General features: G+C 36.8%; 22 protein-coding genes and 1 pseudogene. 6 read left to right on the plus strand and 17 right to left on the minus strand.

Annotated features, from left to right (window positions below):
- Positions 1 to 5: 5 nt before the first annotated feature.
- From AC3ANV_RS15750 to AC3ANV_RS15765, 4 genes are all read right to left on the minus strand, one after another.
- Positions 6 to 1,160: an Alp7A family actin-like protein gene (locus AC3ANV_RS15750; RefSeq protein WP_488309651.1), complete on the minus strand. Its 1,155-nt coding sequence runs from the start codon at positions 1,158 to 1,160 to the stop codon at positions 6 to 8.
- A gap of 268 nt (positions 1,161 to 1,428) precedes the next feature.
- Positions 1,429 to 1,572: a hypothetical protein gene (locus AC3ANV_RS15755; protein ID WP_488309652.1), complete on the minus strand. Its 144-nt coding sequence runs from the start codon at positions 1,570 to 1,572 to the stop codon at positions 1,429 to 1,431.
- Between the two features lie 51 nt (positions 1,573 to 1,623).
- Positions 1,624 to 1,797 carry a hypothetical protein gene (locus tag AC3ANV_RS15760; RefSeq protein ID WP_488309653.1) on the minus strand — a complete coding sequence of 58 codons (174 nt, stop codon included), beginning with the start codon at positions 1,795 to 1,797 and terminating at the stop codon, positions 1,624 to 1,626.
- A 333-nt stretch (positions 1,798 to 2,130) separates the two neighbouring features.
- Positions 2,131 to 2,604: a hypothetical protein gene (locus AC3ANV_RS15765; RefSeq protein WP_488309654.1), complete on the minus strand. Its 474-nt coding sequence runs from the start codon at positions 2,602 to 2,604 to the stop codon at positions 2,131 to 2,133.
- Positions 2,605 to 3,099: 495 nt separating this feature from the next.
- Here AC3ANV_RS15765 and AC3ANV_RS15770 point away from each other — a divergent pair, with 495 nt between their 5' ends.
- Both AC3ANV_RS15770 and AC3ANV_RS15775 read left to right on the plus strand, forming a co-directional pair.
- Entirely contained in the window at positions 3,100 to 3,975 is an 876-nt protein-coding gene (locus AC3ANV_RS15770) for a hypothetical protein (protein ID WP_488309655.1), read from the plus strand.
- Positions 3,976 to 4,077: 102 nt separating this feature from the next.
- A complete protein-coding gene (locus AC3ANV_RS15775) occupies positions 4,078 to 4,326 on the plus strand; it encodes an N-acetyltransferase (protein ID WP_488309656.1) in 249 nt (82 codons plus the stop codon).
- A 157-nt stretch (positions 4,327 to 4,483) separates the two neighbouring features.
- Here the strand turns inward: AC3ANV_RS15775 and AC3ANV_RS15780 are convergent, their stop codons facing one another.
- From AC3ANV_RS15780 to AC3ANV_RS15810, 7 genes are all read right to left on the minus strand, one after another.
- The gene (locus AC3ANV_RS15780) at positions 4,484 to 4,810 is read right to left on the minus strand and encodes an L-rhamnose mutarotase (protein ID WP_488309657.1); all 327 of its coding nucleotides are present in this window, start codon (positions 4,808 to 4,810) and stop codon (positions 4,484 to 4,486) included.
- Positions 4,811 to 4,968: 158 nt separating this feature from the next.
- Complete coding sequence (locus AC3ANV_RS15785; RefSeq protein WP_488309658.1) at positions 4,969 to 6,471, minus strand: L-arabinose isomerase family protein; 1,503 nt, start codon at positions 6,469 to 6,471, stop codon at positions 4,969 to 4,971.
- Positions 6,472 to 6,546: 75 nt separating this feature from the next.
- Positions 6,547 to 7,380, minus strand: coding sequence for a carbohydrate ABC transporter permease (locus AC3ANV_RS15790; RefSeq protein ID WP_488309659.1), 834 nt, complete (start codon positions 7,378 to 7,380; stop codon positions 6,547 to 6,549).
- Positions 7,380 to 8,312: a carbohydrate ABC transporter permease gene (locus tag AC3ANV_RS15795; RefSeq protein WP_488309660.1), complete on the minus strand. Its 933-nt coding sequence runs from the start codon at positions 8,310 to 8,312 to the stop codon at positions 7,380 to 7,382. Before AC3ANV_RS15795 ends, AC3ANV_RS15790 begins: the two co-directional genes overlap by 1 nt.
- 79 nt (positions 8,313 to 8,391) lie before the next feature.
- Positions 8,392 to 9,708, minus strand: a complete 1,317-nt coding sequence (locus tag AC3ANV_RS15800) for an ABC transporter substrate-binding protein (RefSeq protein WP_488309661.1) — start codon at positions 9,706 to 9,708, stop codon at positions 8,392 to 8,394.
- Positions 9,709 to 9,777: 69 nt separating this feature from the next.
- The gene (locus AC3ANV_RS15805; RefSeq protein WP_488309662.1) at positions 9,778 to 10,950 is read right to left on the minus strand and encodes a trans-sulfuration enzyme family protein; all 1,173 of its coding nucleotides are present in this window, start codon (positions 10,948 to 10,950) and stop codon (positions 9,778 to 9,780) included.
- On the minus strand, positions 10,925 to 11,644 hold the full coding sequence (locus AC3ANV_RS15810) for a FadR/GntR family transcriptional regulator (protein ID WP_488309663.1): 720 nt from the start codon (positions 11,642 to 11,644) through the stop codon (positions 10,925 to 10,927). The genes AC3ANV_RS15805 and AC3ANV_RS15810 overlap by 26 nt, the downstream gene beginning before the upstream one ends.
- Positions 11,645 to 11,893: 249 nt before the next feature.
- Between AC3ANV_RS15810 and AC3ANV_RS15815 the strand changes: the two genes are divergently transcribed.
- Entirely contained in the window at positions 11,894 to 12,721 is an 828-nt protein-coding gene (locus AC3ANV_RS15815; RefSeq protein ID WP_488309664.1) for a GNAT family N-acetyltransferase, read from the plus strand.
- An 88-nt stretch (positions 12,722 to 12,809) separates the two neighbouring features.
- Here the strand turns inward: AC3ANV_RS15815 and AC3ANV_RS15820 are convergent, their stop codons facing one another.
- Complete coding sequence (locus tag AC3ANV_RS15820) at positions 12,810 to 13,868, minus strand: acyltransferase family protein (RefSeq protein ID WP_488309665.1); 1,059 nt, start codon at positions 13,866 to 13,868, stop codon at positions 12,810 to 12,812.
- 680 nt (positions 13,869 to 14,548) lie between these two features.
- Here AC3ANV_RS15820 and AC3ANV_RS15825 point away from each other — a divergent pair.
- Both AC3ANV_RS15825 and AC3ANV_RS15830 read left to right on the plus strand, forming a co-directional pair.
- Positions 14,549 to 14,989: a GNAT family N-acetyltransferase gene (locus tag AC3ANV_RS15825; RefSeq protein WP_488309666.1), complete on the plus strand. Its 441-nt coding sequence runs from the start codon at positions 14,549 to 14,551 to the stop codon at positions 14,987 to 14,989.
- A 2-nt stretch (positions 14,990 to 14,991) separates the two neighbouring features.
- Positions 14,992 to 15,099, plus strand: a pseudogene (locus tag AC3ANV_RS15830) (DUF6198 family protein); the annotation flags it as partial.
- 158 nt (positions 15,100 to 15,257) lie between these two features.
- Here the strand turns inward: AC3ANV_RS15830 and AC3ANV_RS15835 are convergent.
- Both AC3ANV_RS15835 and ftsZ read right to left on the minus strand, forming a co-directional pair.
- A complete protein-coding gene (locus AC3ANV_RS15835; protein WP_488309667.1) occupies positions 15,258 to 16,790 on the minus strand; it encodes an MDR family MFS transporter in 1,533 nt (510 codons plus the stop codon).
- Between the two features lie 445 nt (positions 16,791 to 17,235).
- Positions 17,236 to 18,393, minus strand: a complete 1,158-nt coding sequence (gene ftsZ, locus AC3ANV_RS15840) for a cell division protein FtsZ (protein WP_488309668.1) — start codon at positions 18,391 to 18,393, stop codon at positions 17,236 to 17,238.
- 768 nt (positions 18,394 to 19,161) lie between these two features.
- Between ftsZ and ppnP the strand changes: the two genes are divergently transcribed.
- Positions 19,162 to 19,476 (plus strand): pyrimidine/purine nucleoside phosphorylase, encoded by a 315-nt coding sequence (gene ppnP, locus AC3ANV_RS15845; protein WP_488309669.1) that lies wholly within the window; start codon positions 19,162 to 19,164, stop codon positions 19,474 to 19,476.
- Positions 19,477 to 19,667: 191 nt separating this feature from the next.
- Here the strand turns inward: ppnP and AC3ANV_RS15850 are convergent, their stop codons facing one another.
- The 3 genes from AC3ANV_RS15850 to AC3ANV_RS15860 all read right to left on the minus strand — a co-directional run bounded on the left by AC3ANV_RS15850 (position 19,668) and on the right by AC3ANV_RS15860 (position 21,571).
- Entirely contained in the window at positions 19,668 to 20,228 is a 561-nt protein-coding gene (locus tag AC3ANV_RS15850) for a class I SAM-dependent methyltransferase (protein WP_488309670.1), read from the minus strand.
- Positions 20,229 to 20,303: 75 nt separating this feature from the next.
- A complete protein-coding gene (locus tag AC3ANV_RS15855) occupies positions 20,304 to 20,543 on the minus strand; it encodes a DUF2726 domain-containing protein (RefSeq protein WP_488309671.1) in 240 nt (79 codons plus the stop codon).
- A gap of 674 nt (positions 20,544 to 21,217) precedes the next feature.
- Positions 21,218 to 21,571, minus strand: a complete 354-nt coding sequence (locus tag AC3ANV_RS15860; RefSeq protein WP_488309672.1) for a protoglobin domain-containing protein — start codon at positions 21,569 to 21,571, stop codon at positions 21,218 to 21,220.
- Between the last annotated feature and the right edge of the window lie 48 nt (positions 21,572 to 21,619).

The raw sequence follows: 21,619 nt of genomic DNA on the forward strand, positions 1-21,619 counted from the left end.
TCTTCTTAAGCGAAAACTAAGTTTGTTTCATGCCTGCTTAAAATTTCCAGGCCATATAAATTTAACTTTCTTGTATCAAGAAGGAATAGATGATTTTCCTCTCTAATTTCAGTTCCATACCTAGTATCGATCAGTTCTTGGATGAATCGTTTTAGGATCCTCGCAATTCCGCCAATATAAACATATTTATAGACCTTATCTTTAGGAGATGGAAAGGTGTTTTCAATTTTCGTTAGTAAAATTTGTGTGTAATCCCTTAATGACTCATGGATCTGCTCTGTGAGATCAACTTTTTTACCGCTATTTCCATCTCTTTGTTCCATTTTTGTTTTTTCAATGTTATTGATAATGAATTCTTCCAGTGAACGAACATCTTCAAAATACTCGAGTAACTTTTCACTTCTTAGTTTTTCGATGTGTTTTAAGTACGAAATGTCAGCGAAACAGTTCAAAGATTCTCTGCTCTTAGGAGATTGAAGTCCTGCTTGAAGCAATGCAAGATCAACGGTTCCTCCCCCTAAATCCACAATTAGGGTTTCAAAGTTTTGAAATGAATTTGCTTCCTCACGATCTTGTAAATCAAAATCTTTTTTAATTGCCCAACGAGCAACTTCACTTTCAATCCGGCATTTACTTGTTTCGACGTGAATGGTTACAACTCTTTCCAATCCTGGAGTTAAAATGGTTACTTTGTGCTCCCCTTCAAATCGGCTGGCCATTTTATTTTGCATTTCACTGAACTTGTTCGTTTTTTTAAGTAACCAAATTGGAAGCATGGTTGAAAAATAATTAATGTTCACTCGGTTATCTTCTTTGCCGTTTCCTTTTAATACATTGTAATAAGCAACTGATGCAAGGAACATCACATAGGGTATCTCAGATTCCGTTTTATCATGAAGCTTGTTGATATGAATGTTTCCCAACACCTGTTTTTCCGCCGAATCACCCACTAGAAAATATTTCTCTACACCGTCTATCGTAGTTGAGATAAGCAAACTTTGAAGAAGGAATTGGGGATCATTTAAAGTAGACGGAAAGTGGCCTTCAGCCTTATCCTTCGATATTTCTACTACATTTGTAGGAATCTCAAAATAATAACCGTCCACAAGGGTTTGAAAGATAGAATTACCAAAATCGACATTCTGACGTTTTATTTCCATTATTTCTCCTCTTTTCATGCATTTTCCTGATATAAGTATATAACTTTCTCTGCTTTTTGTCTAAAAATGTTAATAATTTAGATTTTTTTAAATTGTTATTCGACATTCTTCTGCCAATAGATAGTTGATCCAACAGAAGCTATCGGAAATCTTATAAAACCAAGAAACGCTTACTTTTACCGGCCCATAATAAAGAAAAACCTTCATAATTATGAAGGTTTGGATTCATTAAAGGAAAAAAGGTTTCGTTTTCCTCGAGGATCTGATTTTATATCAAATTTTCATCATTTTCGTAAGCGATAACCACTACTTTTTTATGTGTTTGCTCACTTAATTTTTCTTCAAGTGATTGAATTTCATTTATCAAATTCGTCGAAAGTGAAGCTGCAACATAATGATTTTCTTTGTCCATAATCAATACCCTCCTCTGTAATGTTCGTTTCGGTACTTTTGACATTCTAAATTAAAGGTTTCCTTCATCAGGAGAAAGGTTTGGATCGTCGCCACCGATAATATTAGCACTATCTGCCTGAATATCATTATTATCTAAGTCCACTTCAATGTTTTTATTCATTTTTTCATTTGACTTCCCCATATTTTGAAATTCCTGAGGAGAATTTTGATTACCTTTTTGCATTTATCCACCACCTTTTGTAAGGTAGTGTTTGTTAATCCATTTTTATTTATGTATTGGCTAAGCATTGGTCCTATCCGAATAAGCCTCGCAATTGCTTCGTAAATATCTGAAAAATGTTTAAAATCCCATAAATTCCAATAAATTCACAACCTGTCCAATTATTATTTCTAGCCTTTAAAATGACACCGTGAATTCAAATGTGAATTGTTCAATAAGTGTATAAAACCTTGCTATAACAACAAAAAACACACGAAATTTTTCCGTGTGAATTTATAGTTTGCACCCCGAAGGAACCAGTTAGCATCCACCTGCCTGGCTTTTAAAGAGAATCGACTACTCATTATTTCTAAGTAGTTCATTTACCATCGTTTTCATTGAGTAAATAACCGTTTTCTTGTATTTCGCTGCTAAAATAAGTACTCTAATTTGTTGGGATCGTGATAAATTCCTAAAACGGGGCTCTTGCTTCAAAAAGGAACGAACGATGGACCAGCTTTTCGGCAATAAAGGAAAATCATCCAGGGGTTGTTTGTTCCGGAAACGCCGAAACCACGAAGGAATACCGGGGGAAGTGCTTTTATCAACAATACATGGCGCATAAATACTTTTTGTATGTTTTCGAAGGTTTTCGTATCGATCATGTCCGCTAACAATGCTATAGCTGTCGTCCTTCCTATTTTTTCTGACAACCAAAACAAACATACAGTCCCACATTAATCTCTGAAGCTTCTTAATGTGCTCCGTAATTTTCAGCGATAAATCGGGTTTGATTTTATTAAGTGGTATATATTGTATCGTGAATTTCATCTTTATCCCCTCCTATTTTTTTGATGGATCCCTTCCCTCCTTCTATTTGACAGCAGCTTCTGTTTCTCAGCAGGTATTGCAGTAAGAGGAATGGTCATTTACAGGTGCCCTCTAAGCTTAAAATAGCAACGTTGTCAAAAGATCCCTAGATTGCATCCCTCTAAGCATTATATGTATGATATGGGCTCATGTTTCATATGGGGATGTCTGAAAATACAAATGTTTTCCCATCTCAAATTCGCAACAATCATAAATGGAAAATTTTATCAGGATCAGTGTTACAATTGGCAATTAGATATGGCTATTCGACAGTTGAGACGGCTATCCTTCAATTTAAAAGGAATTAGATTTCAAATAACAACACTGTTTACGAAAACAGCCTTTTTTAATAAACAGATAACTTTTAGTCACAAAATCGTCATTTTTTCCCGCCCTTTACCCTGTCCTTTTCCCTCCCGAATTTCTATATAGAAGGTAAAAGGGTGGTGCGTTAAAATGAATATAAAATCAGGCAAAATTGAAGGATTTGAGCAGTATTCACAATTTAATAATCTTAAGGATTTTAATAATCATTTCGAATTGTGGTTAGTAGAGCTTAAGCATGAGTTTTCTAAGGGAGAATTAGTTGGCCTAAAACGTTTGGCCCGCTTTGCGGCAAAGGTCCCGGGAGTCTGCAATGCCAAAATAGGCACTGTATTAAAAGCTATTAATGAAGAATACAACAATAACGGCATTTCTCGTTCTACTTTTAAACGGATGATCATCAAGGCAAGAGAATTTGGAATGATCACGGTCTATGAAACGGAACGAAAAAACGGTTCCCAGTCCAGTAATTTATACGTGTTTAATCGGTTTCCGGCTGATGAACCACCCAAAGAAAAAATAATGAACTACCATAATGAAACCATTGATCTTTTAGAAACCAATAATCAAAAGAATAATAAACGTAAAGAAGAAACGCCCGAAATAAAACAACCAAATAAATGCAAAGAAAAAACGCTCGAATTAGACCACACATTTGTAAGTAATCGCGTACCACAGCCATTTGTCCAGATCGTAAAGTGCTTCTTCTCTGAAGCAAAAACGATTGAAGAATATTGGCATATGGCTTATATCGCTGCATACCGAAATAACAGCGAGAAAGAGACCAATCGCGTCTTGAATACAGCAATCCATGCCTTTAAACAGCTAATTCGAAAATTAAAGTTGACCAATCTTGTAAAAAATCCGATTGCCTATTTTTATGGGATTGTAGATAAGAAACTGGAAACTCTCTATTATGAGGATCTATATGAATTGGGGTTTGGTGCTAATACTGAAAAACCAATGTTTCAGGGTTATGTGGATGGAGAACTCATAACATTTGAATAGCATCCTTTAGGTATGAAAAAGATTATGAATTTTTTTGAAATGCAGAAATAACTTAGGTTTGAAAAGAATAGGTAAAGTTGACGATGAACAGGGGTGAAAAGAATGCTTAAAGAGGAACAATTAGTTGAAATAAAAGCACTTCAGGAGGTTTGTGAGAAAGGGGGAGGATTTCAGCTGAAGCTTAATTTTAATATGCTTAGCAAAAGTGGTAAAAAAGGCGCATCAAAAAGGGTTGCTATTCTTCTTGAAGTAGAAGCCAAAAATGCCCATGCACTGAGGCTCTATGAAGCATGTGGATTTAGAAGCTACCATTCACAGGATAGTAACCCTCTTCAAAAATATCTGCTATAGAATATAATACTGATTTCCAGCAATCTTAACTCGTGCATCTTCATGTTTACTAAAAAGCGTACCGCCTCCACTCGATAACTGTCTTGCCACCATTTCACGCTTTTCTAGTCTTTTTGTCCAAAACTAAGATATTGGCGTCGCCCATTTTTTTAATCAATTATTTCAGATAAAAGACTTCCCGCATAGGGTTGATTGGCTTCGCTTCATTGAAATCAAACGACCCCATAACCATTTTTGAAGTGATCGCATTCCATCGATTACACACGTCGCTCTTTGCTATGTAGGCAAAGGCGATTTCTACATCCTCACATTCAAAGCAATAAAAAAACTGGTTTCCATTTTGAAAGATTGAGTAGTTTTTGATTCCCGCTTTCCGATGTTCTTCCATTATTTCCGGCCATGGATCGATATGCATTTTCAAGTATTCATCCAGGCATTCATCCTTGATGGTCCAAGTCCATGCCATTTTATTACTGTTAGTCATAGATTTCCTCCCTGATGAAAACCTCCCTCAAACATACCGTTAGTAGGAGGCTCATTAATAATATATTTGATAAACGATTGATTTTAATCTTTAATAGACTTTCTTCTACTTTTGAAGAGTTGGTTGAAGCGCATCCACTTTTTGATTGACTTATAGGATTATAGGGTTACTTGCCTTATATTCATTAATTGTCCGACCTTTTGAAACAAAGTTGCATTATGGCCAATAGACATTGCACAATGATGAGTTGGAGCTTCCATAAACCACTTTTCCATATATTCATCAGGATGAAGTCGGAACTTAACCGGTGTTTGGGTATTTCCAATTCTCATAATCGGGCCGTTTGTGGATTCTCCTTCACTGATAATGAACTTGAGTTTCCCATCTTCTGTTTGCGTTACATTCAAGGTTGTCACAGGACCTGTTCTTACCTTTGCTTCAACAGAAACTCCGGTACCCTGCTTTCCATGATACAAACCCATTCCCCGAAGAAGTGGCTTACCATCAGAAATAGCCATATGGAACGGACCATCATGACCAAGTAAAATGGTTTCATCATCATAATCAACGACAACAATTTCCGAGAAACTTCCACCCGTACCTAGAATATCGCATATTTTCATTGCTACAGCCGTCTTTAAATCACCTTCACCTGAACAAGGAATCCCACTTGCAGTCAACAGGGAATGGCCCACGATAAATCCGCCTTGTAATTTCTCATAATGACTGCCTGGAGCACCGTGATAGTAATAAGTTAGGGCATCCAGATTATATTCTCGCACCAATTTTTCTTGCGCTGCTGCCACTTTGCAGGACCAAGCTAATTGTTCTTCTGTTGGTTTTTTTGCTATAGGATCCGATGCTGAATCTCCGCTAATTTTAAACATTTTATGAACTTCTTCTAACTTTTCTTTGACATCACGGGGAGTCACTTCTTTTAGCAATCGATCCAAATCACACATTTCTAAAACTTCTAAATGGATGCCTGTTTGAGCTTGGAGCATTGTAAAATCACTATACATGTCGAGCATTCCACTGTAGGTATTTCCTAAGAAACCAAACCGACTGTGTCGAAGAGTTCTTGGAACAGACGCCGCACGAATCCATTCTTCAATTTGTTTCCAAGCTCTGATGGCTTCTTTTCTTTCACTTGTCGTTTCATTCGTTAATGAAATAATTGGTGTATTGTTCATACCAAGTAATCCATTTATCACACGAAATTCTATTCCACTACGATTTAAAGCATTTGAGATCTCAGGTACTGGACATGCACAACAATGAGCAAGCCATTCTCCTGTAGTTGTTTGTTCATAATTAATACGTTCTGTCGGTTGAAGGTTGAGAACGACTAAAGGTGCTTTACAAATTAGATGTACAGGCAGTACGGTTGAACTCGTGGAGTATGTCGCTGCATGACAAAAAATGATATCTACATTTTTTTCGTTAAACCACTCCCCTGCTTTCCTACCCTCACTCTCCTCATCAACAAGACCGTAATTAAATACTTCCGCAAATTCTGACATATTAGTTTCTATGAATCTTCCATACTCTACAAGTCGCTCTTTCAAACCCCTAAACTGATTCCAGTATGCTTTCAAGCCAATTGTATAAATTCCAACTCTCGCTCGTTTGGACTGTTTAATTGGGGAAAATATCGACACATAAACCACTCCTTAAAAAATAGCATTCACAAAATACTAATAAAAATAAGAGGGACGTCACGGAGTCCCTACTTTTTACCCTTTAACAGAGCCTTGTGTCATACCTTCTACAATGTATCTTTGTGCAAATGCGAACAAAAGCAGCGTTGGAATAACGGATATTACAGTAGCTGCTGACATGGATCCCCAATCAATATCATATTTCGTGATAAACGCATTCATGGCTACTGGAATCGTTTTTGCTTCTTCCTTATCGATGAACATTATGGCTAAAAATAATTCATTCCAGCACTGGACAAAGGCAAAGATAAATGTAGCAGCGATACCAGGCAGCATGACTGGGACAATGACTTTAAATAAGGCGGTAAATCTTGAACAACCATCAATCATCGCAGCTTCTTCAAGGCTGGATGGAATCCGTTCAAAGAAACCTTTCATAATAACGGTACAAAATGGAACCATCATTACCGTATACATAAGCATAAGCGATGGTAAACGATTAAGTAGTTGAAGCTTAGACATTAATAAATACAAAGGAGCCAGGCCAATAAATAATGGGATCATTTGAGTAATAAAAAAGGCAAATATTACTTGGGATTTAACCTTAAACTCAAAGCGTGCAAGTACATATCCGCTTAATGATGCAATGATAAGGGAGCAAAAACCTGCTACGACGGATAAAATTAAACTATTGAAAATATAAACACCAAAGTTAGAAATTTTAAAAATATTAATATAATTATCGAACGTAATCGTTTTCGGCCAGTAATGAATAGGGATCGTAAACATATCATTACTAGGTTTTAATGACGTAATGAAAATCCAATATAGAGGAAACACAGTAAAGACAAGAAATAACGATAAAAAAATGCCTTTAAACAACTGTTGCCAGTTTAGTTGTTTCGCCATTAAAAATCACCCGCTTTATTAAATTTCGTTGCAAGTAAATAAAAAACGGAAAAAAAGAGTAGGATGATCATCATAATGACACCAACCGCAGCTGCTTGACCGTAATTTTGTCCATTAATAAGTTTATCAATCATATAGGTCGAAAGAATATGGGTAGAACCAGCAGGTCCTCCATTTGTAAGAGAATAAATTAAATCGGGAAAGTTTAAGATCCAAATCACTCGAAGTAATGTTGTAACAATAAGGGTTGGCAAGATATAGGGAATCGTAATTTTGAAAAGCTGCTGCATATAGTTAGCCCCGTCAATCTTCGCAGCTTCAAACAATTCGTCTGGGATCGATTGCAAAGCGGCTATTATCATGATGGAAAAGAAAGTAATGCCATACCAAACATTCGCCACAATGACAGAAACCATTGCCCAGGTCGGATCGGCTAAAAAGGGAATAGCTGAATGAATGATCTTCAGCTTCATCAATAGGTCGTTAATCACACCACCTTGGCCATTTAACATCCAACGCCAAATTAAACCGATTAAGAATCCGGACATCGCCCATGGGAAAAAGATGAAAGCCTGATAAATTCCTCTCCCTCGGAATTTCTTCTTTAATATTAATGCAACAATGAAACCAATCATTAATTGGGGAATCAAAGAAAAAAAGACCCAATAGAAACTATTTAGTAGTGATTGTTTAAAGGCAGTATCAGCTAAAATGGTTTTGAAGTTTCCTAGACCTATAAAATCGATGTTGTTTAAATTAAATAACGAATAATTTTGAAAGGCCATGATCACCCCTTTGAACAAGGGATAGTAGATAAAAACAGTTACGAGTAATAAAGCCGGGAGCAAGCAAAGGAAGATGAAAAGTCCATGTTTGGCTACACGAAACGCTGGCAAGCCTCGCTCTACAATTGTTTCAGTTTGCGTTTTCAAGATTCATTTCCTCCATTCTAAAAAAAGAAATGAGGGCAGCAGGATAGGACTGCCCTCAATATACTCTATTTGTTATTTTCTATTTGTTATTTTCTTTTTGCTTTTTCCAAAAATCAGTCCATTTGGATAAAGCAGCTTCTTTCGATAACTTACCTAATAGCAGGGCTTGAACATCTTTGTCAACCATTGCTCTGTATTCAGCATATCCCTGATACTGAACAGGACGGTCAGCAATTAAGAATTCTTCCGGTTTGGCATTCATTTGGATATAGGAGTTATAATAGCCTTCCTTGAAGTATGGATCATTTCCTGCACTTAAATAGATTGGGATTAAAGAATTATTTTTCGCAAAGTATAAGTTTTGTTCAGGACTTGATAAGAAAGATACGAGCTTCCAGGCTGCCTCTTTATGTTTAGAAAACGCACCGATTCCCCAGCCCGCTGTTCCTGCAGGTTGTTGGGCAACATTTGATGGCGTTCCTTTAGGAATAGGCGCCGTATCCCAAGTACCTTTTTCCATGTTTTTTTCTGCTGTAACTATGACCTCCGGGTCTTGGATTAACATGGCTGTCGCCCCAGACGTGAAGCCTTGAACCATTTCCGGATAGCTCCAGCTAATTGAGTCAGGAGGGGATGCTTTCTTATATAAATTCACTAATGTATCCAGCACCTGTTTGGCTTCAGGTGTTTCAAACATCACATGGCCGTCTTTCGTGAAATAAGAGTCCTTTTGATTAATTTGCTTACCAAGACTGGACCATGTCATAAATTCGATATAGTCAGATACACCCGCACCGCCTCTGAAGCTATAGCCATATCGATTTTTGGAAGGGTCAGTAAGTTTAATAGCATCCTTCACTAAATCATCCCACGTTTTCGGAACTTCCAAACCTGCCGCTTTAAACCAATCTTTTCTATAGAAAAGCGTTTTTTCATAAACACCATACGGTATATAGTAAGGCTTATCAGCAACAGCTGTAGCTCCATGCTTAATGGTTTCCGATAACTGATTCCAGTTCTCCCATTTGCTTGTGTACGGAGATAGATCTTCGATAAACTTGTCATTTGCCCAATTTTTTACCGTTTGTTCGCGAACTTCTAATACATCAATATCCTCCTTCGCCATAAGCATTTGTGTTATTTTTTGATCTGCACTTTGTAGTGGAGGAGAAATCAAATCAACTTTAATAGTTGGATTTGCAGCTTCAAATTTATTTAGCATTTCTCTTAACAGCTTTGTTCTTGCAGGACTTGTGATACTTTCAACCATCCTTAACGTAACTTTTCCGTCTGTTCCGCCTGTTTTCTCAGATGCTGAGCTGCTGCAGCCTGCGATGATGCCTAAACATACCATTAACGTCACAAAAATCAGAAATCCTTTTTTGAGATGAAGCATAAAATTTTAACCCCCTCTGAAATATGTTTTTTTATATATAAAAGGTACCAGCTCCTTTTATACCGTTCGTTATGTTGCCTGCAATGCCGCATGTAAGTCTGCTATTAGTTCATCCACATTTTCTAAGCCTACGGAAATACGAATCAAACCGGGATCCATCCCGCTATTCAATAATTGCTCTATGTTATAGCCATAATTCGGTGATATTACTAAACTTTCAAAGCCGCCCCAGGAAACTCCAATTTGAAATTGTTTCAAACGGTTGATGACATTTCGAACAGACTCAAAAGAATTGTTTTCAAGTTCAAAGCTCATCAAACCTGAATAACCTGTTAATTGCTGTTTACCAAGTTCATAGTCAGTTGAGCTTTTTAAGCCTGGGTAATTGACTTTTTTTACAGAAGGATGATTTTCTAAAAAGGAAGCTATTCTCAATCCGCTTTCTTGATGTGCTTTCATGCGGATAGGAAGCGTTCGAAGTCCTCGCATTAATAACCATGCTTCATAGGGTGGCATTACTCCGCCCAATAATTGATATTCATGGTAGAATAGATGATCCATGATTTCTTTACTTGTGATTAAGGCACCCCCTACAAGATCACTATGTCCTCCTAAATACTTGGAAACAGAATGAATGATGATATCAATTCCATATGTAATTGGATTCTGGTATATAGGAGTGGCCCATGTGTTATCGATGATGGTTTTAATCCCGCGCTGTTTGGCTATAATTGAAATCGCTTTCAAATCTACGAGTTTAAAGTTCATGGTGGTAGGGCTTTCTAGATAAATAACCTTTGTGTTTGGTTGAATCAGTGACTCAATGATATCCAATTCAGTGTTAAGAGTATTGGTATGGGAGATTCCAAATTTTTCTATGTAGTTTAAAAATTTCGTCGTCGGCCCGTAAATATTGCTGATGCTTAAAACATGATCTCCTGCCTTTAAGAACGTTAAGATAGCTGATGAGATCGCAGCCATTCCAGAGGAGAATAATTTACACTTCTCCCCTTTTTCAAGGGCGGCAATTTTTTTCTCCACTATTTCAACAGTTGGATTCGTTCCGCGCCAGTATAGATAGCTATTTTGCTCATCTTTCATCGCTTCCGCTAGTTGGTCAAAGTCCTTAAATACAAAAAGCGAATTCTGATAAATAGGAGGAACAACTGCTCCATGAAACCGTTCATTTTCATCACCTAGGTGTGTACAAATATGTTCAGCTGAAAACAGATGGTTCGTCATTCTCATTCCTTCTTTCCTCTATTTTTCGAACAGTATTTTCTACGGTGTCTATAATTTTATTAAACTCTTGTGTAGCATAGACTGAATCACGCTGCTTAATGCCATCCATCATCGTAAAATGAAATGGCAAAGTATCTTCAAAAATATGCTCGATTCCAAAAGGCTTGCTCCAAAGCTTGTTAAATGTTTCTGAGACTGATTCAGCAACACTTTCTAAAAGAGGGTTATGGGAAGCTTTATAAATAGCTTTGTGGAAAGCCCAGTCTTCTTTAGAGGAATCAATCCCTGAATTTTTTAGGGAGATTACTTCTGCTAACAGTCTTTCCATTTCTTTAATTTCCTGATCGGTCGCCCTTATTGAGGCTAGCTCCACTGCTTTTCCCTCAAGAGCTCTTCTCAGCTCGCTAATATGCAGTAAATAATTTTTTTCCTGTTCGACAGCAATCTTAGCTTCTATTTTTAATGCATCCCCATCTTTAACAAAAATCCCTTTTCCATTTTGCACCTCAAGGACATCTATCCCTTCAAGATATCGCAGGGCCTCGCGAATACTTGATCTGCTAACATTTAAAATGGTTGTTAATTCAGCCACAGAAGGGAGTTTATTGCCCTTTTTTAATTGATGCTCGTTTATGTATCTCTTAATTTCTTCTGCAATCATTTCATGTAAAGACACTTTTTTAATGCTTTTCATAGACGGCCACCTTCTAATAGTCTTATTTTTACAGCTTTACGACTGTCTACCTATCTGATAGGTCAATTCTATTCTGAAAATTTTAAAAAGTCAATATTTTTTCAACTCACTAAATACTAAAACATTTCAAACCAAGGAATTTTTTTAACAACTAAACCTGATGAAATAGATAAGAATTTTTTTGAAATGCAGGAATAACTTAGGTTCGATAAGAATAGGTAAAGTTGACGATGAACAGGGGTGAAAAGAATGCTTAAAGAGGAACAATTAGTTGAAATAAAAGCACTTCAGGAGGTTTGTGAGAAAACGGGAGGATTTCAGCTGAAGCTTAATTTTGATATGCTTAAAAATCGAACCGACAACCGTAAGGAAGACTTCTTCCATTATGAGGACGGCAAGCTTGTCGGTTTCCTTGGAAGCTATCGTTTTGGAAATAAGGTAGAGCTTTGCGGAATGGTACACCCGGATTACCGAAGTAAAGGGATTTTTTCCAGGCTACTTGAAATGGGGCTTGAAGAGGCGAGGAAACGAGATACAAGGACCATTTTGTTAAATGCTCCAACAGAATCCCAATCTGCAAAGGAGTTTTTAAAAACCATTCCGTGTACATTTTCCGTTGCAGAATATCAAATGAAATGGCAGAAAACGGAACTATCTGAGGATCCGGCTGTTACCCTTAGACCGTCTTTTTCAAATGAGGATTTGGAAGCAGAAATAAAGCTCGAAGTCTTATGCTTTGGATTTACTGAAAAGGAAGCACGGGAGTTTAATCAGACGCTCAGGAAGAACAGCAGTGAACTAAATTTAATTATCGAAGCAGAAGGAAAAACGGCCGGGAAAATGCGCGTTTCCGAATCAAAAGGCGAAGCGTGGATTTATGGATTCGCAGTATTTCCTGAACTCCAGGGAAACGGGATCGGGAGAAAGGCCTTAACAAAAGTGGTAAAAATGGAAGATCAAAAAGGATTGCCTATTTTTCTGGAGGTAGAAGCCAGAAATGCCCATGCTTTGAGGCTCTATGAATCATGCGGATTTAGAAGCTTCCATTCACAGGATTATTATCAATATCTAAATTAGTTTCAAATAATGCCGGTCCGTTGCACGCCTGCGGGCCCTCTTTTGGTCAAGCAATGTGAAAACATCAAGTAAAAAAGGAAGGATAAATCTAAGAAATTTTCATATCTAACATCTGCCTTGTGTTTCGCTTCTTTGATTTTCCCAGCATGAAAGGAAAATAATGATTGATGGAATAAACTGCCGGTACGATAATAAGTGCGGCCATAAGTGTATAAAGAGAGCCTTTTATCATTGGAATTCCTAATAATTTTTCAGAATTTAATAAGGAATTTTGTATAACCAGGTTAAATAAAACAAAGACAATTTTTTGGTGCAAAGCTAAATATATAAGTGAATTTTCACCAATAAACTGGAGACTTTTATTTTTTTTCATTCGTTTGATGAGGATGACAAATGCTCCTATTCCGGAAAGTGCGGATAGATAGAAAAGGAAGATATTACCTAAACTACTATTATAGAAATCTACCCTTTCCCCCGAAAGAACAAAATTTAGATATCCGGTTACAATATTTATGATAAGTAATAGAAGAAAAGCTTTGTAATTAATATAACGCTCAAATTTCTCCCGGTATTCTTTATATAAAAATCCAAGTCCATAAAATCCAACGCTGATCATGGCAACATCAATACTCCATGGAAGTGGTTTTCCTACCATTTTGTTATAAAAACATCCAAGAGCAGAAATGAAAATCAAAGCGATCCCCATTCCCTTTTTATTTCGCCCTATTTTCGAGATGAAGTAAAAAAGCATTTCTGTACAAAGTATACAATTCACAAACCATAGAGGTCCGCACTGAACGGTCCAAAAAGATTTTCTTGTCGCAATGAAAGAACCTAATAATGGCATGAATAAATTATGTTGATAATCGACTTGTCCAAAGTTAAATAAGAGAACAAACCAAATATAGGCAACAAAGGAAAAACACAAATAGGGTAAGATCAATGACTTTGTCCTTTTGGATAAAAAGACTCTTACATTGGGAAATTTTTTTTGTGTGAATAAGTATCCTGATAGGAAAAAGAACAATGGCATATGAAATGTATAGATATACGTTTTAATAGGAGCCGGAATATCCGCATGCCCCAGCATGACTAAAAGGATTCCCAAACCCTTTCCGACATCTAACCAATCAATTCTTTTATACATCGTACTCCTCCTCTATCCTAGTTAGTATCACGGATGTTGGCTTGTAAAGGAGATAAAAATTTTAATCCGAGATTGATATGTGAATAAAAACACATAACGAAAGAATATAATACCCTTCTTAATTTAAACTTAAGGATACAATGAAGCTGTTTGCCGTTTTTCTTGATTCAAATTATAACATTTATAAAAATAGATTGATGTTACAGGGTTTTTAAATAGGATTTCATTTGTAACAAAATAAGTGCCAATGAATACCTATTTATTACAGTTATTTGGCACTTATTAATATTTCATTTTATCACCTTGTTCCTCCGTAATTTTCGAATATCATATTTCTGTACACGAATAGTGTTTTCAATAATAAGATTATGTAAACTCCAAATTGTAAAGTGGTATATTGTCCGCCACTTTACAACCCGCAAGAAAATCCTATGCTAAAATTCATCTCTAACCAAGATAGATTACGGCAGGTTGGACCTCACTCTTGAACCCAATGATGGGCTACTAGTATACAGTGTTTTAACCATAATAATACCAAGTATAAAACTCCTTAATGTATTTTTTTATTGCATTTGCAACAAAAATAATTTAAATTAATTTTAGTTACTTTTGTTGTATTTGCAAAAAAACGCTTTATATATAGTCAAGTTTTAAATAAATCCAGAAAAGGACTGAAAAAAATGAATACAAAAAGAATAACAATTGATCATGATTTAAAAAAAGCTTTCCATATTAGAAGACTAGTATTCGTTGAAGAACAAGGTGTACCATTGGAAGATGAGTTTGATGAATTCGATACCCTAAATGAGCTTTCTGAACACATTTTGGTATATTATCATGAGCAACCTGTCGGAACTGGACGTGTAAGATGGGTTGATGGCTTTGGTAAATTGGAGAGAATCTGTATCTTAGAGCCTTACCGTAAATTTGGTCTTGGAAAAGTATTGATTGAAGCGTTAGAAGAAATCGCAGTTGAAAAAGAAGTATCCCGGGTTAAATTACACGGGCAAACACAGGCAGAGGGTTTTTATCAAAAACTTGGCTATCAGACTTCATCAAGTATATTTATGGAAGATGGGATTCCGCATATTTTAATGATAAAAGAATTATCTACTAAATAATGATGAAAAGCACGCGTAAAACGAAATATTCTTTTTATGGATTAGGAATCTTGATTTCAACCCTCGGCATTTCTTTCACAATACAATCAGACCTTGGAACATCCCCTTTTTGGTTGGGCTATCTCTGCCCTTAATAGAAAAGGTATTGAACTTCCTCAAAATAAATAACTCTAGTACATCATCAAATAGTTATACAAATAAAAACCATTCCGGGGAGAATGGTTTTTTAAGATTGTTGAAAAATTACTTTGTCAATATTTTTGCCAATTTATTGGATGATTCCTGGCACCTTTTCTGAGGATTCTACATTTTCTTTCTCTTCCTTCTTCACAATCAAAACTTCTTTTTTCAATCCCCAACAAATGAAAAAGGAGACAATTGCGAGAAAAAATGATACCCAGTACAAATGCTGAAAGGCTTGAGAGAAGACAATTTTTATATTTTCTAAAAAGACCGGATCTAGATTTTTTGGAATTGTTCCGTTTTCCATGGTTTTTAATGAAAGTGCTTGTTCCATCGATAAGTTACCCGCCAGTGATTTCATTCCAGAAGAGATTTTGGAAGCGAGCAAAGAACCGAATAGACTGAAACCAATAGTCATACCAATCGATTGAAATAAATTAACGGACGACTGAGCAATTCCAACATGTTCTTTTTCAACTGACTCTTGCACAATGAGAGAGTTATTGAACAAAGCTCCAAAACCAAATCCTAAAATAATAAAATACAGGATGAATGTAGGAATCGAAGTATGTGCGTCTATGCCTGAAAGTAAATAAAATCCGATGATTGGAATGATGAACGAAATCCCATATAGGTTTCGGTAAGGGATTTTTGGCATCAAACGTCCAGCTATCACACTAGCACCAACGGCTCCGACCATCATTGGTATGGTTAGATAACCAGCTTCTGTAGGGGTAAGGCCGAGTACATTTTGAGCGAAAAATGGAAACGACGATAGAGATCCCATAATGGCGAGTATAAAAACGAATACTAACGCAGAAATGACGACGAAATTTCGATTCTTAAATAAATGTAATGGTAGAATCGGTTCTTTCGATTTTGCTTCAACCCATACAAATAATGAAAGAAGAGCTGTTCCAATTATATAAAGGCTAATCATTTTTGGATTACTCCAAGCATAGCCTTCTGTCTGGTGAAGAACCGGTGTTAGAAGTAAACTGATCAGTGACATTACAAGTAGAATCGCACCTGCCCAGTCAATGCTAACTTGCCTTTCACCTTTCGATTCATTCAAACCGATAGATAGTATAACAGCCGCGAGCACACCCACTGGAATATTAACAAGGAAAATCCAATGCCATGAAATATGTTGGACGAAATAGCCTCCAATTAGTGGTCCAACAAGCTGAGGAATAAACATAACCGCACCGAAAATACCTTGAATTTTCGCCCTCTGTTCAACTGGGAACGAGTCACCAAAAATGACCATTGCCAGTGGCATAAGACCACCTGCACCAATCCCTTGAATTCCACGGCCAACAAGTAGCATTTCCATCGAATGAGCCGACCCGCTGACTATTGAACCAGCGATAAACAAGCCCATACTAACTAAGTAAATTCGCTTGCGCCCGTACAAATCAGCAAGTTTACCAAGAATCGCCATGAACGATGTCATGGCCAGCATATAGACTCCGCCAACCCAGCCATACAGGGCCAATCCGCCCAAATCGCGAATAATGGTAGGCATCGCAGTGGAAACTGCTGTTTCATCAAGCTCCGAGAAAATGACCCCAATCATGAGCCCAATTAGAATAAGTGCTTTATTATTTTGTTTCACTTGTGTAACCCCCTTTAACCTCAATTTTAAAGGTAAATATGAACTAAAAATTACTGAAATTTTCCGGAATAGAATATAAACTTTCTGTTAATTACCCGTTTACATCCTCCTCATACTAAGGTAACATTGTTACGTTGGTGATTCAATATCTTTTTTTGCATTCCTTTAAATATATGTATCATAAGTGGTTTAAATATCTTAAATAACAAGTTCAAGAAACATTGTTTCGTTGATTATCATTTAATTTGACAAATCAGAAAGAACACAACTTGTTTTACTGCCAGTTTATAAAGATTATTATCCTTTTTCGAAAAATGGAATTCATATTATGGAAGAAAGTCTCTTTAGGTCTTAAGTACTGTTTCAAATTGTTGAAATAAATGAAAAAAACACTAAACTCAAATGAATGAGTTTAGTGTTTTGGGAGAAGCAAATTTTAAATTTATTAAAATCGTTTTTTTCGATTGCGTAAGAACGTTGGAATATCAAGAGATTTTTCGGGAAGTTCTGAGTGTCGGTCATAATCTTGAATCGATTCGCGTCGGTTTATCGGATCACTTTGTATATGTTGTATACGTCGTTCCCTTCGATCTGGATCAGCCATTCCTTCCATGGATGGCTGGGAAGACGTTTGCAATAATACAACGTCTTGCTCATTGAATCCTGTCGCAATGACAGTTACGATAATTTCTTCTTTTAAGTTTTCATTAATGACCGAACCAAAAATCATATTTAATTCCTCGTTTGAAGCAGCAGCAACTATATCGGCTGCCTCTTGTACTTCATAAAGACTTAAATTGAGACCGCCTGTTATGTTCATGATCACACCATGAGCTCCATTGATGGAAGTTTCCAGTAACGGACTATTTAAGGCTTTCTGCGCAGCTTCAGCAGCACGATCTTTACCTGTGGCAATACCAATTCCCATTAAGGCAGTTCCTTTATGGGACATAACCGTTTTCACGTCAGCAAAATCAAGGTTGATTAAACCCGGCACAGCAATTAAATCGGAAATTCCTTGAACACCCTGCCTGAGTACATTATCCGCTTCACGGAAAGCTTCTATCATGGGTGTTTTTTTATCTACAATCTCCAATAATCGATCGTTTGGAATAATAATTAAGGTGTCCACTGAATCCCTCATTGCGTTAATTCCAATTTCCGCGTTTGCTGTACGCTTGTGTCCCTCAAATTTGAAAGGACGTGTTACAACCCCAATTGTCAAGGCACCAAGATTACGGGCAATTTTAGCAATTGCAGGCGCTGCCCCTGTGCCTGTACCACCGCCCATTCCGGCCGTAACGAAAACCATGTCTGTACCTGCTAACACTTCTTCGAGCTGTTGTTTGTTTTCTTCCGCAGATCTCATTCCTATTTCCGGATTTGCACCCGCTCCTAAACCTCTTGTCAATGATGCACCGATTTGCATTGTGATCTCTGCTTTTGATTGATTAAGAGCTTGTGCATCTGTATTAACGGCAATAAATTCTACACCCTCAACTCCTGCCTCGATCATTCGGTTCACGGCGTTGTTTCCCCCGCCGCCAACACCGATGACTTTAATCGTAGCAAACTGGTCTATATTTGTATCAAAATCCATCATTATTATTCCTCCTCATTCATCCAAATTTCCTTGATTTACACTAATCATGGTTACCCGAAGAACTTCTTCATATTATTCGAATTTTCCATTTTTTATAAGTTAGTAGATTAGGAGGCAGAAAATTTTTCAGTTGCATTCTCTTTATCTCAAACCAAAACGTAAGCCTGAAGCATTCCGAAGAAAAAATAAAGTGGGAAAATATCGCAATTTGACCCGGAGTCCTCTGTGGGTAAGCTTTCCAACAAGGAAGCTAGCTATTTAATATATCCGGATGGCCAAACAGGCCTCCTAACCCACCCCTCCAAGTAGTTGATAGAACGGATCTCTTACGATTAAATAGTTGTTAAACATGATTTAGTTTTTAGTCTACTTAACCCTAATTCTATTGTCCAGTTAAGTTAAGCCCATTTGTCATATCCTTATGACAGGCATTTCGACTCAAGGATAATAAGGCATTTAGCGCATTACTCTAAATAACACCTGAGTGAAGCAAACTTGGGGTATGATACATTCATTTTTCTCCTGCCTTAAATTAGTTTTTGTAAATTTTTGTTCTTAAAAGAAAAATACATACTTAGAGCTACTTTTGTAAGTTAAAAGGACTCGGCCGTATTTTGTATCTTGAATCTGAAGAAATTCACGCCTTAAGGTAAGTTGCGTAGTCATTATTTCATTTTTTAAAATATTTTTAAAAAACTATCTATTTTTTATTCCCATCGGGAGGCTTTTATGTTTAAATAGGAGCAGTAAAATGAGAGGATGAATTTAATGTCACACTTTACAAATGCAACAATCATCAAAAAAGCAAATATATATTTTGACGGGAATGTCACAAGCAGAACGGTCGAATTTCAGGACGGGACCCGAAAGACTTTAGGCGTTATGCTTCCGGGCGAATATGAATTCTCTACATCACAAAAAGAAGAGATGGAAATTCAAGCTGGAAAGCTGGAATATAAATTAAACGGTCAGGATTGGAAGCTAATTCAAAATCAAGGTGTTTTTTATGTGCCTGCTAATGAAAGCTTTTTATTAAAGGTTCATTCTATTGTTGATTATTGCTGCTCCTATCTACCTGAATAGCAATCACACATTCTATTATTCGCTGCAAAAAAGAATAATTTTCAACAAATATAATTACGATTCGATTCTTAAACGAACTCATTATAAAAAACCTCGATTAAATCGAGGTTTTTATTTTTCATTATGATCATCTCATTTGATAACATAACATGATTGTAGTTAAAAAAATTTATGATGCACTGGAACCAAAATTATCGTTTCTGACAAAATATCGTTTGCCGTCCCTCTTGTTCATTTTCTTCAAAAAAGAGCACTTTCCAACCGCCAAATTCAGCTAACAACTCTTTTGGCTGCAGTTTATATTGATTAGATACTCCGTGATTCCCGTTATGCGGTGACTGATAGAAAGTTTCCATGAATAAATAACCATCCTCTTTTAGGATACTCTTAACAATGGGAAAAAGTGAGCGATCAAGGTAGTAGGTAATTACAACTAAGTGAAAAGAATGGTTTTGCCAATGAATATTTTTCCATTCCGTCAAATCGCATACCCGAGGGTCGATTTTGAGATTATATTTTGCAGCCTGTTCTTGGATATAGCTGATAGCAACTTCAGAAATGTCCTTCGCTTGGACTTGATAGTTCATACGCGCAAGGAACAAACTGTTTCCACCAAGGCCACAAGCAAGATCTAGGGCAGTGCCTCCTTTAAGATAAGCAGCTAGATTCTTTAATCTGGAATTCGGCACAGGTTCCTGTAGCTGATCAATACGTTCTTTATGTTTCGTATTCCATTTCATCCTAGTGTCCATTTGAAAGCTCCTCGTATTGGTTCTTCTATCATCATACTCCATTTAAGGGAAAACATCGTTGAGGTATGGTCGTGATTATGCACCCGTTTTTAATTGAGTAGAAATTATTGACTCTGATACGTTAGTATCCAGCTTTAAAATGTCCGCTAATTTTTGGTGGAGTCTTTCTTCTTCTCCACTCCCTTTCGTTTTCATTCTTATGATTGGAATATTGTACTTCTGCAATATCTCATCCTTCATTTTGTCACGCTTAAGCTGGGCAGGATTAGTTGCATGGTATGCATATCCGTCCAACTCGGCAACCAAAACCGGCAATCATTCGGACTGCAACCGTTTGTTTTTCTCTTGCTCTGTCCGAATCCAGACCTCATTCGGACAGGAGCCGTTTGTTTTTTACTTACCTTGTCCGAATCCACACCTTATTCGGACAGGAACCGTTTATTTTTTACTTGCTTAGTCCGAATCCACACCTTATTCGGACAGGAACCGTTTATTTTTTACTTGCTTAGTCCGAATCCACACCTTATTCGGACAGGAGCCGCTTGCTTTTTACTTACCTTGTCCGAATCCACACCTTATTCGGACAGGAACCGTTTATTTTTTACTTGCTCAGTCCGAATCCACACCTTATTCGGACAGGAACCGTTTATTTTTTACTTGCTCAGTCCGAATCCACACCTTATTCGGACAGGAGCCGTTTGCTTTTAGCTTAACTTGTCCGAATCCAGACATCATTCGGACTGCAACCGTATATTTTTCTCTTGCTCTGTCCGAATCCAGACCTCATTCGGACAGGAACCGCTTGCTTTTCACTAGCTTAGTCCGAATCCAGTCCTCATTCGGACATCAACTGTTTATTTTTCTCTTACATAGTCCGAATCCAGGCCCTGCCTTTTTTTGCTAATCAACACTTATTATCATGAATTCCGAACGTATTAAGTAAAAATATATTTTTACTTCGCCTAACTGCTAGCCAATCGATATAGGGTTTACATAAGTTTATTCAATAAAAATTCTATTTTCCCTAATAATTTTACCTTAATGGAATCATCCAGTTTCATTTCGTCCATGGTCTCTTTCATTTTGCCCATCCATAGTTCAGCTCTTTCCGGAGCCATATGAAATGAATGTCTTTCTTTAACCTGTGATACTTGATTGTCGTGATCTTGAGATGATTCTTCAGAAATTAAGCGGTTTATAAACGATCTTTGTCTACTTTTGAGCAGTTCAATATCCACGTTTCTTTTTTCAAACATCGAAATATAGTAGGAATCCTTTAGTAGCTTATCGTAAAAGCGTTCTACTAGCTCATCAACTTTTTCCTGTCCTAATGTAATAGTCATCGGTTAACCCCTCTTTTTCATGAAAGTAGTATTTTCTACTACAATTAT

Source organism: Neobacillus sp. DFD-2R (genome assembly GCF_057747865.1).

Coding starts and splice junctions, on each gene's coding strand:
- AC3ANV_RS15765 (WP_488309654.1), bottom strand. CDS start 2,604: ATGAAATTCACGATACAATATATACCACTTAATAAAATCAAACCCGAT.
- AC3ANV_RS15755 (WP_488309652.1), bottom strand. CDS start 1,572: ATGGACAAAGAAAATCATTATGTTGCAGCTTCACTTTCGACGAATTTG.
- AC3ANV_RS15810 (WP_488309663.1), bottom strand. CDS start 11,644: ATGAAAAGCATTAAAAAAGTGTCTTTACATGAAATGATTGCAGAAGAA.
- AC3ANV_RS15825 (WP_488309666.1), top strand. CDS start 14,549: ATGAATACAAAAAGAATAACAATTGATCATGATTTAAAAAAAGCTTTC.
- AC3ANV_RS15800 (WP_488309661.1), bottom strand. CDS start 9,708: ATGCTTCATCTCAAAAAAGGATTTCTGATTTTTGTGACGTTAATGGTA.
- AC3ANV_RS15805 (WP_488309662.1), bottom strand. CDS start 10,950: ATGACGAACCATCTGTTTTCAGCTGAACATATTTGTACACACCTAGGT.
- AC3ANV_RS15775 (WP_488309656.1), top strand. CDS start 4,078: ATGCTTAAAGAGGAACAATTAGTTGAAATAAAAGCACTTCAGGAGGTT.
- AC3ANV_RS15820 (WP_488309665.1), bottom strand. CDS start 13,868: ATGTATAAAAGAATTGATTGGTTAGATGTCGGAAAGGGTTTGGGAATC.
- AC3ANV_RS15750 (WP_488309651.1), bottom strand. CDS start 1,160: ATGGAAATAAAACGTCAGAATGTCGATTTTGGTAATTCTATCTTTCAA.
- ftsZ (WP_488309668.1), bottom strand. CDS start 18,393: ATGATGGATTTTGATACAAATATAGACCAGTTTGCTACGATTAAAGTC.
- AC3ANV_RS15770 (WP_488309655.1), top strand. CDS start 3,100: ATGAATATAAAATCAGGCAAAATTGAAGGATTTGAGCAGTATTCACAA.
- AC3ANV_RS15860 (WP_488309672.1), bottom strand. CDS start 21,571: ATGACTATTACATTAGGACAGGAAAAAGTTGATGAGCTAGTAGAACGC.
- AC3ANV_RS15850 (WP_488309670.1), bottom strand. CDS start 20,228: ATGGACACTAGGATGAAATGGAATACGAAACATAAAGAACGTATTGAT.
- AC3ANV_RS15790 (WP_488309659.1), bottom strand. CDS start 7,380: ATGGCGAAACAACTAAACTGGCAACAGTTGTTTAAAGGCATTTTTTTA.
- AC3ANV_RS15760 (WP_488309653.1), bottom strand. CDS start 1,797: ATGCAAAAAGGTAATCAAAATTCTCCTCAGGAATTTCAAAATATGGGG.
- ppnP (WP_488309669.1), top strand. CDS start 19,162: ATGTCACACTTTACAAATGCAACAATCATCAAAAAAGCAAATATATAT.
- AC3ANV_RS15815 (WP_488309664.1), top strand. CDS start 11,894: ATGCTTAAAGAGGAACAATTAGTTGAAATAAAAGCACTTCAGGAGGTT.
- AC3ANV_RS15780 (WP_488309657.1), bottom strand. CDS start 4,810: ATGACTAACAGTAATAAAATGGCATGGACTTGGACCATCAAGGATGAA.